The organism is Fibrobacter sp. UWS1 (genome assembly GCF_002300445.1).
Lineage (GTDB): Bacteria > Fibrobacterota > Fibrobacteria > Fibrobacterales > Fibrobacteraceae > Hallerella > Hallerella intestinalis.
In genome coordinates this window covers 1,069,996-1,085,555 of record NZ_NSGW01000001.1, presented here as the reverse complement: position 1 = coordinate 1,085,555, position 15,560 = coordinate 1,069,996, and the positions used below count along the sequence as shown (strand labels likewise).

General features: G+C 43.5%; 12 protein-coding genes. 6 read left to right on the top strand and 6 right to left on the bottom strand.

Annotated elements, in window-relative coordinates; all coding sequences use genetic code 11:
* Nucleotides 1-33 precede the first annotated feature (33 nt).
* The 4 genes from BGX14_RS15755 to BGX14_RS04405 form a co-directional block, all read right to left on the bottom strand.
* Complete coding sequence (locus BGX14_RS15755; protein ID WP_198951147.1) at nt 34-381, bottom strand: hypothetical protein; 348 nt, start codon at nt 379-381, stop codon at nt 34-36.
* Nucleotides 382-516: 135 nt separating this feature from the next.
* Entirely contained in the window at nt 517-1,941 is a 1,425-nt protein-coding gene (locus BGX14_RS04415) for an SAM-dependent methyltransferase (RefSeq protein WP_095879177.1), read from the bottom strand.
* A 57-nt stretch (nt 1,942-1,998) separates the two neighbouring features.
* Nucleotides 1,999-2,652, bottom strand: coding sequence for a restriction endonuclease (locus BGX14_RS04410; protein WP_095879773.1), 654 nt, complete (start codon nt 2,650-2,652; stop codon nt 1,999-2,001).
* A gap of 196 nt (nt 2,653-2,848) precedes the next feature.
* Nucleotides 2,849-4,534: a proline--tRNA ligase gene (locus BGX14_RS04405; RefSeq protein ID WP_073303767.1), complete on the bottom strand. Its 1,686-nt coding sequence runs from the start codon at nt 4,532-4,534 to the stop codon at nt 2,849-2,851.
* A gap of 67 nt (nt 4,535-4,601) precedes the next feature.
* On the opposite strand from BGX14_RS04405, the gene BGX14_RS04400 reads away from it, so the two are divergent.
* On the top strand, nt 4,602-5,750 hold the full coding sequence (locus BGX14_RS04400) for an FKBP-type peptidyl-prolyl cis-trans isomerase N-terminal domain-containing protein (protein WP_095879176.1): 1,149 nt from the start codon (nt 4,602-4,604) through the stop codon (nt 5,748-5,750).
* A gap of 233 nt (nt 5,751-5,983) precedes the next feature.
* Here BGX14_RS04400 and BGX14_RS04395 read toward each other — a convergent pair whose 3' ends face one another.
* Nucleotides 5,984-7,075 carry a hypothetical protein gene (locus BGX14_RS04395; RefSeq protein ID WP_095879175.1) on the bottom strand — a complete coding sequence of 364 codons (1,092 nt, stop codon included), beginning with the start codon at nt 7,073-7,075 and terminating at the stop codon, nt 5,984-5,986.
* A gap of 202 nt (nt 7,076-7,277) precedes the next feature.
* Here BGX14_RS04395 and BGX14_RS04390 point away from each other — a divergent pair, with 202 nt between their 5' ends.
* On the top strand, nt 7,278-8,342 hold the full coding sequence (locus BGX14_RS04390; protein ID WP_095879174.1) for an IS5 family transposase: 1,065 nt from the start codon (nt 7,278-7,280) through the stop codon (nt 8,340-8,342).
* 127 nt (nt 8,343-8,469) lie between these two features.
* On the opposite strand, the gene BGX14_RS04385 is transcribed toward BGX14_RS04390, so the two are convergent.
* Nucleotides 8,470-9,009 carry a DNA cytosine methyltransferase gene (locus tag BGX14_RS04385; protein WP_095879173.1) on the bottom strand — a complete coding sequence of 180 codons (540 nt, stop codon included), beginning with the start codon at nt 9,007-9,009 and terminating at the stop codon, nt 8,470-8,472.
* 35 nt (nt 9,010-9,044) lie between these two features.
* On the opposite strand from BGX14_RS04385, the gene BGX14_RS04380 reads away from it, so the two are divergent.
* From BGX14_RS04380 to BGX14_RS04365, 4 genes are all read left to right on the top strand, one after another.
* Nucleotides 9,045-9,500, top strand: a complete 456-nt coding sequence (locus tag BGX14_RS04380) for a hypothetical protein (RefSeq protein ID WP_095879172.1) — start codon at nt 9,045-9,047, stop codon at nt 9,498-9,500.
* A 6-nt stretch (nt 9,501-9,506) separates the two neighbouring features.
* The gene (locus tag BGX14_RS04375) at nt 9,507-10,745 is read left to right on the top strand and encodes an IS256 family transposase (RefSeq protein WP_369833004.1); all 1,239 of its coding nucleotides are present in this window, start codon (nt 9,507-9,509) and stop codon (nt 10,743-10,745) included.
* A gap of 338 nt (nt 10,746-11,083) precedes the next feature.
* Entirely contained in the window at nt 11,084-11,350 is a 267-nt protein-coding gene (locus tag BGX14_RS16450; RefSeq protein WP_073303781.1) for an HNH endonuclease, read from the top strand.
* Nucleotides 11,351-11,954: 604 nt separating this feature from the next.
* Nucleotides 11,955-15,557 (top strand): exodeoxyribonuclease V subunit gamma, encoded by a 3,603-nt coding sequence (locus BGX14_RS04365; protein ID WP_095879171.1) that lies wholly within the window; start codon nt 11,955-11,957, stop codon nt 15,555-15,557.
* The last annotated feature ends 3 nt before the right edge of the window (nt 15,558-15,560 follow it).

The window sequence follows — 15,560 nt, the reverse complement described above, 5'->3', positions numbered from 1 at the left end:
TTATTAGCTTCCTCAATTTTTTCCAAGTTGCGGTTAAGCGCTACAAACCTGCTGTCCAATGAGTGAACCGTCTCCGATTTCAATTCCGCCGTGGTCTTGAAAACAGCACCCCGAATTGATGAAGACATTTTTGCCCACTGTGATGTTCTGCCCGTAGTCCGCGTAGAACGGCGGAAACAGCGCGAACGTTTTGTCCGCCGGCTGCCCGGTCAGCGTGAAAAACAGTTCCCGCAACTCGTCCGCCGTGTGGAAGCCGCCGTTGATTTCAGCCGTAATCCGTCTTGAACGCTCCACCGCCTCGTGCATGTGGATGTGCATTTCAGAAGCGGATTCGATGTAGGCCTGCTTTTTAATGGCGTTTTTAAATTCTGAAAAGTTCATTCGAAAGCCTTTTGATACAGGTTGATAAAAGGAGAACGATAAAAAGATACATACCCAAAGTTCCCATAACAAATACTTTGTTTTCATGGGAGGGTATGCTTAGGAGGCATATCTTGTTACGCACAACGTAAAAAATTAAGAGGACTTTGAAGTAAAAGGAAGTTGCAGTTGTTCGAAGTTCCGAAAAAAAGAAGAGTATCTTTTTTCTTGCTTCAATTTTTCGGCTACTTGAAAAAGGTCGATGGAATTTAAAATTTCCGTTTTTACCGGGCGTTTGGAATCCCATGAAATTCGCGCATTTAGATATTCCGCAACAAGCGGACTGTTCAGCAAACTTAAGATAAATTCCGCTTCCTCTTTTGTTTCGAACGAAATGAAATTGCACGTGTTGTCAAGCAAAATTGGTTTTCCGTTATGCGGCTCAATCAGTCGGAAATTTAGATTTTTATACAAGCCCGAAATGGCGATTTTATACAGTTTGAAAGAATACTCTCCAACTGAAAAAATGGCGAAGCGGCTTTTGTTTTTGTAGATGACGCTTTTGCGCTTTTCAAAGTCAATAGAATGAGCCAGAAGATATTTCCATACCGCTGGGTATTTTGATTCGATAAATGAAGTAGGCTCACCTATGCACTTCTGTGTGACAAGGATTTTCTTTTTCGGCGTCGTTTGTCCGTTTGCAATATCGGAACTTTTGAGATACGGAAAAACAAGGTCTTCTTCAATCTGCACATTTTCGTGGTAGCCGTTGAAAAGTTTTCCGTTAGCAACAGAAAATTCCATGACTTTCGCACAGTCGTGCTTTATTCCATTGCGCCACACAAATGCGCTTTTTCCGTATATTTCTAGACAATCTCGCTTTGAAACGTCTTCCAAGTACACACCGGAAATCCAGCCGCTTTTGCATTTCGGAATTCCATTTTCAATGGAATCGTACGCTGTCATTTCAGCCGCCGCATTCTTTTCTGAAAAGTCGAGAATGAAAAAACTGGCGTCAACTGCAGCGTTGAAATATTTCTTTGAATCGATGGGGAAAAGTTCCGCGCTTTTATACAGACGATTTTGCTTCCAGATTTTTGCCATGATTTTCTTGGCGACACTCGTTTTGCAGAGAAACGCATAGACCGACTTTTTGTGCGAAAACTCGTCTGTTAATTTTTGGATGATATATTCCGAAATGTCGAAATTGCTTTTTCCTGTAATTGCTTCAATTCCGCGAAAGTTGTCGCAGTTCGATTTTTCCGGCAGATTGTTCGATTGATGCGCCGATAATTCGGAATTGGTTACCCACGGCGGATTTCCGATGAACAAAAGATTTTCTTCGTCGCCGATGAATTCTTTTATCGCTTCGCTGCTGGTAAAAATATCCGCATGAAGAACCATTGTTGTTTTCCCGGCAATCGTCGAAAGTGTGTCCGCATATTCCTTTTGGATTTCAATGCCAAGCGATTTTTTCGGAGAAAGAATTTTATCCGCTTCAAGAAGAATGCTTCCCTTGCCGCACGTCGGTTCAATGATGACATCAGGCGAGATATTTTTTGCTTTGAGAATCTGCACCATTTTTTTGCAAGGACAGTGGGCGTCTGGAAGTCCCCGAATTCTTTCTTCTTTTCCATTTTAAACCAACCTATGTATTCCTGGAACTGCGTCCGCTTCAGAAATGATGCGACTGTATTGAAGTCGCCATTGCAGCGCGTTTGATATAGTCAGGTAGCCTTGCTTCGGGGGATTTGCGAGAACTTCTTCCGCTAATTTTTCCGCCGTTATGTCATCGACTGGAAGATTTTTATCACTGAACAATGCGACGATGTCGTCCTTGTTTGCATTATTTTCAAGAATATGACGAATGCTCAATGTCAGCTGATAATCCGCTCTTCTGTCTGCTTCCACAAAAATGGTATGAAGAATATTCAGCCTGCTTGTTTTGTTCTGCGTGTCGTCTTCTTTCTGATAAACGAATACCAAAAGCGCGTAGCCGAGGCCAAATAATTTCTGGCGTGCGGATTTGAACGGGCATGAAGACTGCGGCTGCGTGATGCTCGTTGTTTTTATATCCACCAGAAGACCGGGAAAATCTATGCCGCTCGCAGAATTACCGGAATCGAACGTGTAGTTTTGCGCAAGAAAATTCTTGAAGCGGTGTTCGAGGTACGTTCCCACAGCCTTTCCGTCTGTCGCGCCGAACAGTGACGGATCGTCATGATTTGATACCTGCTTTGAAAAATGCCTTGCCTCTTTCTGTAAACGTTCTATGGTCAAATCTTTCTTCATATCTGCATTATACATATTTTGTTTTTTTTTTGTCTCCATGGATTTTATAATAAAAAGTTCTATGAAAGATGCAAAAATATGCAGAAATATCCTTTTGATTTTTATGAAGCCAAGCGAAACAATGGTAAATGAGATGGAAAAAAATTCCACAAAAAAAAGCCCCGCTCAAGCGGAGCTTTCCGAAAAAATGCAGAGACTATTCTCTGTAAAATGCTTTCACTTTTTCAACGACATCCGAAAGATTGACCATTGTCATTTCTTTTTCTGCGCGCGGTTTCCATTCGACTTGTCCGTTTTCAAGTCCCTTCTTGCCGAGGGCGATGCGGAGCGGAATTCCCCACAAGTCGGCGTCCTTGAATTTGACTCCAGCGCGTTCATCCCGATCATCGACAAGGACTTCAAAACCGGCATCTTCCAATTCCTTTTCCAGTTTGTCGGCGACTTCGGAATCTTTGGTGATGTTCACGATTTCCACTTGGAAAGGCGCAATGGATTTCGGCCAGATCGGTCCGAAATCGTCGTGGCTGTTTTCGACGACGCTCGCCATCAGACGCCCGACGCCGATTCCGTAACAACCCATGACGATCGGTTCGGCTTTGCTTTCCGGAGTTAAGAAAGTCGCATTCATGCTGGCAGAAAATTTGGTGCCGAGCTTGAAAATGTTGCCGAGTTCGATGCCTCGGGTTTCGGAGAGCGGCTTGCCGCACTTTGGGCATTTGCAACCTTCTTCGGCTTCGGCGATGTCCGCTATTTGATAATTCGCCATGTCCCGCTTGGGATTGCAGTGAATGTAGTGGAAACCTTTTTCGTTGGCTCCGACGACCAGATCGTAGGAATTTTCCAGTGCCGTATCGATAACGACAATGGAATCGTGCGCGCCGATAGGACTGGCAAATCCGGGAACCATGCCGCATTTTTCAATGAGCGCATCTTCGGCGGGGTAAAGTTCCTTGGCTTTGAGCAGGTTGTGCAGCTTGATTTCGGAAACATCCAGATTTCCCGGAACGACGCAGGTGACGAGCTTTCCGTTGAAGTCGAAGAATACGCATTTGGCGGTGGCTTCGGGTTTGACGTTCAGGAACTGGCACAGGTCTTCGATGGTGGAGGCGTGTGGGGTCGCGACTTTTTCGAGTGCGGCGTTGGCGTCGCCTTGGTATGGCGTGCGTTCAAATGTGGCGATTTCACGGTTCGCCTGGTATCCGCAGTGTTTGCAGAGAATCAGGTAGTCTTCGCCGTTTGGCGTGTCGAGCATGAATTCGTGAGCGACTTTCCCGCCCATGATTCCCGTGTCGGATTGGACGATAACGGGTTCAATGCCGACTTTGCGGAAAATGTTCTGATAAGCTTTGTATTCCAGTTCGTAGTGGGCGTCTAAATCTTCCTGAGACGTGTGGAAACTGTAAGCGTCTTTCATCAGAAATTCACGAACGCGGATAAGTCCGCCGCGGGCTCTTGCTTCGTCGCGATATTTCGTTTTGAACTGGTAGAGCATAAAGGGGAGCTGCTTGTAGCTCGAAACCACATAGCGCACAAGGTCCGTCATCGCTTCTTCGTGAGTCATGGCGAGTACCATGCTGTGCTCGTTCCGGTCTTTAAAACGGAGCAGCTCTTCGCCGATGGCGGTATAGCGTCCGGATTCATTCCAGAGATCCGCCGTCTGCACGACGGGCAAATCGACTTCGATTCCTCCGATGGCGTTCATTTCTTGGCGGATCAGGTTTTCAATTTTTTTGAGAACCCGAAAGCCCATAGGAAGGTAACTGTAAATGCCCGTGGAAAGGGGCTTGATATAGCCGCCCCGCATCAAAAAGATGTGGCTTGGCATTGTGGCATCGCTCGGCGTTTCGCGGAGGGTGGTGTAAAAGAACTTTGAAAGCTTCATAGTGCACCTAAAGCTAGAAAAATTGCTACTTTAACGGCAGTTTAAATCATGCCAAGGAGGCATAGAAATGAAATTTCGCACGGTTGCGTTGATGGCTTCGGTTGCGGCTTTTGTGGCCTGCAACTCAACGGATAAGGCTTCGGTTCAAATCGGTCCGGATGCACAAGATGATGTGAAAACGGCGTATATGCTTGGCTCCCAGTTTGGAAACCAGCTTTATATGGTGGAAACGAAACAGCTCGAGTTCACGATCGATGAACCCGAATTTTTCTCGGCGGTCGATGAAGGCTATAAGATGGTGACGGATTCCGCATTCAAAATCAAGTATTCGGATTCCATCATGGTGACGATTGCGCAAGGCATGAATTCCCGTGCGCAGTCTATAATGGCGGCAAATGCGCCCCTGCCCAAAAAGGACAGCACCGATACGACGGTTTCCGTGAAGGCTCCGGCCAAACCCGATCCGATGTCCGCGGAACAGGCTAATCGGGCGTCTTATTTGCTCGGCGTCCAGTTCGGCTCCCAGTTCGGTTCCATCAAGCAGCAGGCTGCTGTAGAAATGAATATGGCGGCGTTTAAGCAGGGTTTAAAAGATTCCCGCGCCAAGGCGAGCGACACGACAAAACAGCTCCAGCTTTCGAACGATACTTTGCAGGCGGTTAGTCAGCGTTTGCGGGAAAAAATTCTGGAACAGCGCAAAGCGATGATCGAAAAGCAGAAAGAGGAAGAGGCGAAGCTTCGGGAAGCGATTGCGCCCCTTCGTGGCGACACCCTTGCTGATGGTACCCAGGCAAAGTTGAACTTCAAGGTTAAAGTGACAGGCGTTAATCTCTCTGCGGAAAATCTGGAAGCCTATTCCGGCAGACCTCTTTTTGTATTCTATTTCTCGACGACTTGCGGGCATTGCCGCCATGCCACACCGGAAATCAAGGAAATGGCGAAACAAAATTTGGATAAGGGAATCAAGACGATTGCGGTAGCGAGCGGCGGTAACAATAAGCGTGCCATCCGCGCTTTCATCGAAGAGTTCAAACTGGATGAAGCGAAGATTGACGTGTTCTTTGACGAGTCCCGTGAATTTGGCGAACTCTATAGCGACGGCTACGTTCCCAAGGTCTATGTCGTCAAAGCGGACGGCTCCTTGATGACCTTTAAGAATTTCGAATCGCAGAAGGATTCCATTAAAACGGAACTGGGCAAATTGGCTACCAAATAGCTTTTGCTGGGGAAGAAGAAAAGGCCTGCGTAATGCGGGCTTTTTTTGGATATTGCATAAGAATTGTATTGGTGAACGCTCCGATTAGTTTGAACCGCTCACTGACCAAGGCTCAACAGCCGCTTGTCGAACTAGCCGAACCACTTTGCCAAAATAATTTTTAGAAGCGCGAGTTTTCATTGCTAATGCAACTTGCGTTTTTTAATTTCGCCATCCCTCTTCAGGTGTTCTTGCTAGTTCTTGATTTTGACCTCAATCTCCTTCAAAATTCGTTGAAGGACCTTTTTTTCGCTTTCACTGAATTTTGAAATCGAATTTAGCCGTTCTTTCCAGTAGTAAAACGACTCTAACGAAAATTCCTTTGCGTTGAAAGCTTCTGCGATTTTCAATTTCCATTCAAAAATTTTGCCGATTATCTTTGGAACCCGGACTCCATATACATTGACTTGTCCGCCGGCAGAAAAGTTGTCTCGGAATGATGGGCAGACAATGCCTTTTCGTTGCAATAGCCATTGGCAAGCGAATTCATATTTTCCTTCAACAATGCTAGGTGAGGCTACAAGCATTTCAACCTTAATTTGTTCTTTTTCGTTTTGAGGAAGGTCCTTCCAAAATTTCACATTGATATTAACCAACGTGCTTGCAAATTTTTCCTCTGCCAAATCCTGATTTGAAAACTCTTCGACTTTTGGGCTAAACCACCATAAACCAGAGTCTTCATTGTCGCTGTTTCGTTGGCATCGCGATTCAACCATATATTTCTTGAATGCATCAAAGGGATTCGGCATTTGACGAATTTCGTCATACGATTTACCCAGTTTTTTAAACAGCGAGTCATTTTGAGCAACATCCATATCCAGCATATAACGGGGGCTATGGGTGACAGCTACATCTTCTACACATTCTTCAAATGAACGATACTTTATTTCAAATGGTTTTTGTTTTGCGCAAAATACATGAATGCGGCTAACATCCGGAATTCTAGTTGATTCCATGATGCTTCCGCCCATAATTTTCCAGGAATTATTTCTCGTGCTAATCGTCTTGATTTCTATACCGAAAGCTTCTTTCTCGTTTATTCTTGCTACAATGTCAGGAAATTGATGTCCACCGATATATTCGATTTTCCAATGAGCCAATCCTACATCATTTTTGGATGCGACAAGAGCTCGATGAACTTCCATTTCAAAGGTCTTCCAAAAATCGCCTTTTGCTATATGGGTCGAATTTTTCAGCAATTTTTCTTTGGCGCAAGAAAGTAAATGGTCAAAATTGTTTAGTGTAGCTGCATCACAGATAAGATTTTCGCCAACAGCAATAGACATACTATTCTCCAAACAAGTCGTTCCAAATGGATTGAAGGCGATAGCCGATGGCGTATCCTAAAAGAGGAGGAACAGCATTCCCAATAATTTTATATGCTTCTGAAGAACTCACTTTAGGCAATCACTAAAAATTCCTAATTTTCCGTATTTACAAACAAACTAACTTTTTCTATATTGAGGGCATAACCAAGAGGATGCCCTTATGGATAACCAGCTCAGCTTCTTTGACCTTACGGACCGTTATTCGCAGCTTTCAAAGAAGGGCGATCCGTTGGAGAGACTTGACGAGGTTATCGACTGGAAAGAATTTGACGACATTCTCGCCTACGTGAAGAAAAAAGGCCGCGAGGCACGCGAGTGCCACAGCAACGCCGGGCGCAAGAGCTTCGGTTCGCGCACGATGCTCAAGGTGCTGGTACTCAAGCATCTCTACAACCTTTCCTTCGAACAGGTGGAATACCAGCTGAAGGACAGACTTTCCTTCATGCGCTTTGTCGGCGTGGGCCTGAACGGTACCGTACCCGACGAGAACACCGTACGCAACTATTTCGAGCAATACAAGGAAACCGGCGCCTGGGACAAGTTGATAAGGACGTTCGACAAGATACTGGAGAAGGCCGGCTACAAGGCCCAGGAAGGCTCCATCGTTGACGCCTCCATCGTGGAGGCCCCGCGCCAGCGCAATACCCCCGAAGAAAACAGGACAATCAAGGAGGGGAATATCCCCGAGGAATGGGAAAAGGTCCCGAACAAACTGAGGCAGAAGGATACCGACGCCCGCTGGGTGCAGAAACGTGGGCAGAACTACTTCGGCTACAAGCTCCACACACTGGTGGACGTGAAGCACAAGTTCGTGAGGAAGGCGATGGTCACCGACGCCAGCGTGCACGACAGCAACGTGTACGGCAAGCTTACCAAGGGCGACAAGAACGACGTGAAGCGAGTCCATGCGGACAGCGGTTATCTGAACAGCAAGGACGCCTTGCCGCAGACTTACGAGGAGGTCGTCTGCGAGAAGGGCTACCGCAACCATCCGCTCACCGATGAACAGAAGAGGAACAACCGGAAGAAGTCGCACATCCGCGCCCGGGTCGAGCATGTTTACGGGTTCATATTCGGAAGCATGGGACTGTTCATACGGACTATCGGCATGGCCAGGGCGAAGGCTACAATCATGGGGAGCGTGTTCGTGTACAACATATCGAGATTCGCCACCCTCGTAAAGGGGCCGAAACGACCACGGGAGAAGTGCGCCCAGCCCGCATAGCGGGCGCCCTCCGGGGCATACTCCGGGCGGAAACGCCCGGGAACCGGAGCCGAAAAGGCCCATCAAACGGCTAAATTACGAATAAATCGACATTAAAATGCCGGAATGACGGCGTTCTATGCTATTTTTAGTGGTTGCCTTTATTTGTTCCGTCATTAAAGATGAATTCATAATCATCCGGGAAAGTCTGTATTCTTGCACACTCACGAACACTCAAGCGACGTTCTGGCAAACCTTTTTTCAGTTCTTCATCATGCTTGCCACCATGTTCTACGTTCAGCCGGCGATATTCAATGTTTCCATGATGTTCGCTACGAATTGTAGGGCCGATGCCATCCATATCGATTTCGGAACTGCCCTGCATTTTGCCATAGTATTTCGCTTTTGAATAAGCTTGTTGTGCTGCATCGGAGCTTTCGTCAGGCTCTTTCAACCCAACGAAGGCATCCTTGCAGGTGACGATTTTTTGAAGACCTTCTCCATGCGTCTTTATCGGGTACGGATAATACGGCGATTTTTCAGAATTCTTTTCTATGTCGGCAAGAATTTTGGGATTAGCGTACTTTCTAGAAATGCCAATGAAAACAACACGCTCGCGACTTTGAGGAACGCCATATTCCCATGCCTTCAAGACCTGAGCATCAACAACGCAATACCCTTTGTCGATATTGCGAAAGTCGACAAATAAAGGAAATTTATTGTATGTCGTTTGAAAAAGATTTCATTAACGAACAGACCGATTTTTTTAACTATATGGTAGACAACAATCTTTTCAAAAATCGGCAAACATACCACGACTATATAACAAGATTACGATATATATCCCATTTTTATAAATTAGATGGGACCCTAACGTTTGATAAAATATCGGACATCGCAAACGAATTAAAGCAAACGATTTCTGAGCGGGATCGATATAACACATTAAAAGGCGTTAGCGATATCGTTTCTGGTTTAAAACGTTTCGCCGAATATATAAATTCGGATTACAAGAAAAAAATTGAAGATTCAATTCTGTCAGAAAACAGCCACATTAACAATGATCGTTCTCTTGATATAACAGAAAAAGATGCTATAATAAAATCAAGAATTGGAGACTCTATCCATAAAACTGTGTCATTCACCACCAAGCATCATTTGAAAAATGATGTAAATTGAGGAACTATGATGACACACGAAGAATATAAAGAGATGATCAAAAAAGCAGCATCTCAGTTCAAAACAGGAAAGCCAATTTTTGGCAAAGACGGAGCATTTCACCAAGTATTGGAAGATTTTTTGAATGCTGCATTAGAAGCGGAAATGGATGTTCATTTGGAAAAAACAAAGCCCGAAAATCGAGAAAATCGGCGCAATGGGAAAATGCCGAAAGAGATAAAAACGGCATACGGAGCAGTCCAAATAAACACGCCTAGAGACCGCGAAGGAAGCTTTAATCCTGAGATTGTGAAGAAACGTCAAACCGTGCTTGCCGAAGGTCTTGCAGACCGAATTATCGGCCTTTACGGACTCGGACAAAGTATGCGCGATATTCAAAAATATTTGGAAGATGATTTTGGCGAATACATTTCAGCCGATACCATTAGCAACATCACAGAACGCGTGTGGCCAGAGATTAACGAATGGAGAACGAGACGTTTAGAAACGGTTTATCCCATCGTTTGGATGGACGCAATTCATTACAAAGTAAAAGATGAATCAGGCATCGTAACAACGCGAGCAATTTACAATGTCATCGGTGTTGATTCAAATGGTTACAAAGATTTGCTAGGCATGTATGTGTCGCAAAGCGAGGGTGCAAAATTCTGGATGCAAGTCCTTTCCGATTTGAAAAATCGCGGAGTGGAAGACATTCTCATCGCTTGTGTAGACGGACTTTCAGGCTTTCCGGACGCAATAGAATCCGTGTTTCCAAAGACCAATGTTCAGTTGTGTGTAGTGCATCAAATTCGAAATTCACTCAAGTACATTAACGCAAAATCACAAAAAGAATTTTTGAAAGAACTGAAGTTAGTTTATGCGGCATCGACCAAAACGGAAGCCGAAATTGCACTAAAAAAATTAGAAGAAAATTGGGCAAAAAAATATCCAATCGTCATTCAATCTTGGAAAGAAAAATGGGATAAACTTTCGTGTTATTTTGATTATCCAAGTGAAATTCGTCGCATTATTTATACGACAAATACTGTCGAAGGTTATCATCGCCAAATTCGAAAAGTGACAAAAACAAAAGGTCTGTTTCCAAATGATGACTCGCTTGTAAAATTCGTGTACTTGGCGTATCGAAATATCAAAAAGAAGTGGAAAAAGCCATTGCAAAACTGGACAACTTGCGTACAAAAATTATCGATTCTTTTTGGTCAAAGATTTAATCCACTCAACTTAAATCAAATTCCAAAATGAATTTTCTCCGCCCCCAAACGGAAACACAAAAACTTTAATTGGATGATTTTTTTTCAAACAAGGAATGATAATTTTATCATTTCTTGTTATATTTGAATTGCTTCAAAAGGAGAAATTTGAAGTTGTCGCAAAGACAAAATCGAGTTGAAAAAACATCGCTTTGATTTTGCTTTTCGCTTCTTCAATTTTGAAATTTCAAAGCTCTTTTTTTAGCTAACAAAAACTAAATGACACAGTTTATTTGACAGAACCGAATTGGACAAGGCTTATTTCGTCAAAAACTCATTGAATATTGGAAAGGATGTTCCGTCACAGAATGTCAAAATTACTCTCTCTTAATGGCTTCGCATATAATGCCTTGGAGAAAAGCAAACAATCTTCAGAGATTGGATATATATAATGGTTTATTGCTGATTCCGAATATGGATAAATTATTCGATAGAGGTTACATCTCTTTTTCAAAAACAGGAAAAATTATTTTTTCCGAGTTTTTATCAAATGAGGATAAAAGAATTTTTAATTTAACTTCGTCCTTAAGACTCGTTCATTTAGAAGAAGGTCACTTGCCTTATTTGCAATATCATCGAGAATATTGTCTTTTGTAACAAGCAAACGACCCACGCCCTAATTCGGGTGTGCGTTGTAAGCCTTATTCTTATTGCGTAAAACTTTGGTCGTGTTTTAAGGACGCGAGAATAAGAGCATTAACTCTAAAACCAAGCGATTATTACAGGCTTTTTCAAGTCGGTAGCAACCTATGTCGTTCAAAATATACATCATTCTACTTGTTAAAAGGTGCCGCAGGAGCATAAAACGCACTCGGGAAGGGGCAATCTTTTGTCTCTCCACACGTGCTGATAAACGACTTCTAGAGATGACGCAGGCTTCCTTTGGAGTTTTAAACGTCCAGACGACTATTTCGGGCTAAGGTTCTAGCAAAGCAGCTCGTCAACTTCACTCCATACGCTATGGTCATACAGCTTGCGGCCTTCAGATACGCAGATATTGGGTATCTTTGAAATTGGTCTGTTCCATACGCAACTTTTGGAGATTCAAGTTTTTAGATGCAAACCAAACCATCAGGGTGTTTCATTAATGATTTGAATTCACGGGTTAAAAAAATCTGCATTTTGTCAAAAGGTGACAGAATAAATAGATTATCTTTGTTTTATAAAAATGAAGGATTGAATATAAAATTGAAGGAAGTTTATGGCTTTACACCTGAAATTCGCTCTTAACTTGGATACCATAGCCGATGAAATGATTGACGAAATTTCCAAGAAATGGAAGAATCCCTTCGATGCGCCGGTTCTGATTTTTTCGGATTATAAGCTGGAGCAATGGTTCCGCTTGAAATGGACCGAAAAGAAAGGCGTTTTGGCAAATTTGAATCGAAAGTCGCTGGATCGCTTTTTGTTTGAAATTCTGGGGGGTGATGAGCCGATTGAAAATTCGGACGGGGAAACAACGATTCGAAAAAAATTGTCTGCGGATATGCTCCGCAATGTGATTGTGGCATACATTCAAAATTTAGCGTTCAGCGGAAATCTTCAGGGCAATGCCGAAAAATTTTATGGAAATAAAAAGAAAGTGGTCGAAGAACTGGATGAAAAAGTTGCCGAATATCTATTTATTAAGCACACGGAATCCGAAAGCACCATTCAATGGAAATTGGACGATTTGCGCCTGTTTGATTTTTCCAGCAAGATGGCGACTCTTTTTTTGGAATATGAAACCAGTCGCCCCAGCAATTTTTTGAGCGGTGCCAACGGTATTTTGGACTGTTGGAAAGAAGGAAATTTGCAATCTTTCTTTTTGGATAAAAACAAAAAGGAGATGGAAAACGAAAGTTGGGAACGCCAACTTTACTCGAAAATTTTTCACAGGCAAAACGGCAATTCGGAATCCTTGCTGACGGAAGCTTTTAAAAAGGTGGATTCCCAAAATACCTATTTAACGTTGCCTTTCATGTATAAGGCTTGCCAAAAAAATGGCAAGACGGAGTTTCTTTTTCCCCAAGACAAGCCCGTTTTTATTTTGGGGCTTTCGGGCATGGGGCAATTTTATCGGGTGGTTTTGCAGGACTTCGCCAAAAATCATGAAGTTTTTGCTTACATCCAGAATCCTTGCATGGAATTTTGGGAGGATTTGCCGGGAAAGAAAATTGATATCAAGACTTTTTACAATGCCAATGGAAACGCCAGTGATGATTCGGAGAATTTGGGCACGACGGAAAACGAGCTGCTGAGGGCCTGGGGGCGCGCCGGTCGGGACAACATCGGGCTTTGGTGCCTTGCAGACGATTATCAAGGCGGTTTTGGCGAAGAGGTAAAAACGCAGGCGCCTTATAAAGAAACTTTGGAACTTTATGGCGAAGAAAAAGAAGCTCTGAATAGAAAAGAAAAAACGCTGCTTTCCGAAATCCAGCGGATGGTCGCCCATCGGGATAATCAATTTTCCGAAGAGTTTGAACCCAAATGCGATTCTTCGCTGACTTTAACCGCCGCCCCCAACCCGATTCGTGAAGTGGAGGCTATTCATTCTCGAATTTGCCAGTTGCTGCTTGAAGGGGCCAGCATTCGCGACATTTTGGTGGTGTGTCCCCAGCTGTCGGATTATCGTTCCGCAATTCAACAGGTTTTTGATCAATGCGAAAAAGGAAGCGAAGAAGGCGTTCATCTCCCCTTTGTCATTGTGGATTCGGATGCGCAAACTTCCTTTGTGGGAAACGCACTGGCAAACTTATTTGCCGTCAAAAAGAAAAAAGCTCTTAGCCGTTTAGAATTTTTCGCCCTGATGCGAAATCCCGTTGTGCAAGAAGCCCGAGGAATTGACCCCAATGAGATTTCCTATTGGGAAAAATGGATTTCTGGAATGAACGTTTATCGGGACCATACGGAAAAATCCAATGCAAAAGAAGATTGGCTGGATGGCGTCAAACGTCTGCTGCTTTCCCGATTGACGGACAACTGTGTCGGCGAATATATGCCCTATGCAGATATGCAAAGTGCCGATGACGGCACACTCAACCGTTTTGCAGATGCGGTGGAATCCTTGGAAAATTGGATTCAAATGCCGGAATTGCAAGGAGAAGATTTTGAAATTCTCCATTCTTTTCGGGAGTTCTTGAATTCCTGGCTTTCAATGCCTAATCCGCCGAAGCATCTGACCGGAGAAACGATAGTCTTACAGAGTGTTCTCAAGGCTTTTGAAGATTTGAAGTATCTGTTTGCGTTGAATCGGGAAAGTATTTCGTGGAATTTGATTTCGCAGGTTTTACAAAATGCGGCGCAGTCTTCGGAATACAGCTACGGAAGTCCCTTTATCAACGGGGTTACCTTTATGAAATTCGCGCCGAACCGAACAATTCCCGTAAAGCACCTCTTTTTTATGGGAGCCAATGCAAAAGATTTTCCAGGCGCGCAATCTTTTGATTCTTTGGATTTGCGAAAGAACTTGCCTTGGAAGGGGGACGATACTCCCGTTGAAAAAAATCGCTACGCGTTTCTTTGCCAGCTGATGAGTACCGGCGAGAGTTTCCACATCAGCTACCAGAATATGTATTTGCCAAAGGACGAGGAACTTTATCCTTCTTCGGTGGTGAACGATTTGAAAGAGGCGTTGCAAAAGGCTTTGAATAGACTGCCAAACCTTTCGAAAGAGTTGTCTAAAGCAGAAAAATTGCTGCCAGAGATCAAAATAGACATTGATGAAACACGCCCGAGTTCAGAATTGTTTACAGCCCGGGAACACCGCAACAAAATGACCCGAGAAAAATTTAACCAGGAAAACAGGCTGCAAAGTAAAGTCGAAAATATCCATTCTCAAGAAAACTCTGAAAATCATCTGGAAAGAAAGAACCTTCCAGAAATGGTTACAGCTTATTCCATTCGGCAATTTTTAGAATTTCCCTTTGCATTTCAGGTGAACAAGCTTTTAGGATTGGAAAATACAGAAGAAAATCCCGAAAAAATCCCAATGGAGCCCATTGAATTGAACGCCTTGGAGAACAGCTCTTGGCTAAAGGCGCTGGTGTCCCAGAAATTGGGAATTGCCTTGACGGAAAAGGAAATGCTGGATAAGGAAAAACTCATCCTTGCAGGAAAAATTCCAGCGGTACCCTTTGGCGATTTGATTTGGGAAAAATTGAAAAAAAAAGCAGAAGAATTTGCTTCTAAAATCAAAGACGATTATCAGGATGAGGGGTGGAAATTCTTGCCGTGCAAAGTGGAATGTCATATTCTTCAACAAAATAATGGCGAAGAGAAACCTTGGACCCTTGTAGGAAATGTAGCCATTGTGGCATGCAAGGGGAATGAAGTGGAGCTTATCAGCGTAAAAAACAGGAGCTTTAAAGATAAGGATTATTTGGAAAATTACGCAGCGGCACTAGCTCTAGTTCGGGAAGGAAAACAGGTGAAAATCCGTGTTTATTCTGTGAAGGATAAAAATGAAATTGAATTTAAAGAAAAGATTGTTCTCGAAAACGAAGCGAGTCGTTCCGCCAAGGCAACGGAAATTCTTCAAAACATTTACAACGAAATGAATGTTCAATCCTATCGTGGAATTTTCCCTTTTTCTTTACGTCAAAAATCCGTTGAATCCATTGCGAAATTCAAAGAAGAATTATCCAATGCCGATGAATGGAAATATTTTGCCGGAAAGGATTTATTCGACCTTTACGATTCGGGAATTTATTCAGAAGAGGAAAGGACCAATTTTTCCACCGTCTGGATGGAAGGAAAAGAGAAAATGAAAAAACTTCTCCCCGATTTTGATTTTGAAAAAGCGGAAAATAAAAAAGGGAAATAAGCA

Coding starts and splice junctions, on each gene's coding strand:
- BGX14_RS04395 (WP_095879175.1), bottom strand. CDS start 7,075: ATGTCTATTGCTGTTGGCGAAAATCTTATCTGTGATGCAGCTACACTA.
- BGX14_RS04365 (WP_095879171.1), top strand. CDS start 11,955: ATGGCTTTACACCTGAAATTCGCTCTTAACTTGGATACCATAGCCGAT.
- BGX14_RS04375 (WP_369833004.1), top strand. CDS start 9,507: ATGATGACACACGAAGAATATAAAGAGATGATCAAAAAAGCAGCATCT.
- BGX14_RS04400 (WP_095879176.1), top strand. CDS start 4,602: ATGAAATTTCGCACGGTTGCGTTGATGGCTTCGGTTGCGGCTTTTGTG.
- BGX14_RS16450 (WP_073303781.1), top strand. CDS start 11,084: ATGGCTTCGCATATAATGCCTTGGAGAAAAGCAAACAATCTTCAGAGA.
- BGX14_RS04415 (WP_095879177.1), bottom strand. CDS start 1,941: ATGGTGCAGATTCTCAAAGCAAAAAATATCTCGCCTGATGTCATCATT.
- BGX14_RS15755 (WP_198951147.1), bottom strand. CDS start 381: ATGAACTTTTCAGAATTTAAAAACGCCATTAAAAAGCAGGCCTACATC.
- BGX14_RS04405 (WP_073303767.1), bottom strand. CDS start 4,534: ATGAAGCTTTCAAAGTTCTTTTACACCACCCTCCGCGAAACGCCGAGC.
- BGX14_RS04390 (WP_095879174.1), top strand. CDS start 7,278: ATGGATAACCAGCTCAGCTTCTTTGACCTTACGGACCGTTATTCGCAG.
- BGX14_RS04380 (WP_095879172.1), top strand. CDS start 9,045: ATGTCGTTTGAAAAAGATTTCATTAACGAACAGACCGATTTTTTTAAC.
- BGX14_RS04410 (WP_095879773.1), bottom strand. CDS start 2,652: ATGAAGAAAGATTTGACCATAGAACGTTTACAGAAAGAGGCAAGGCAT.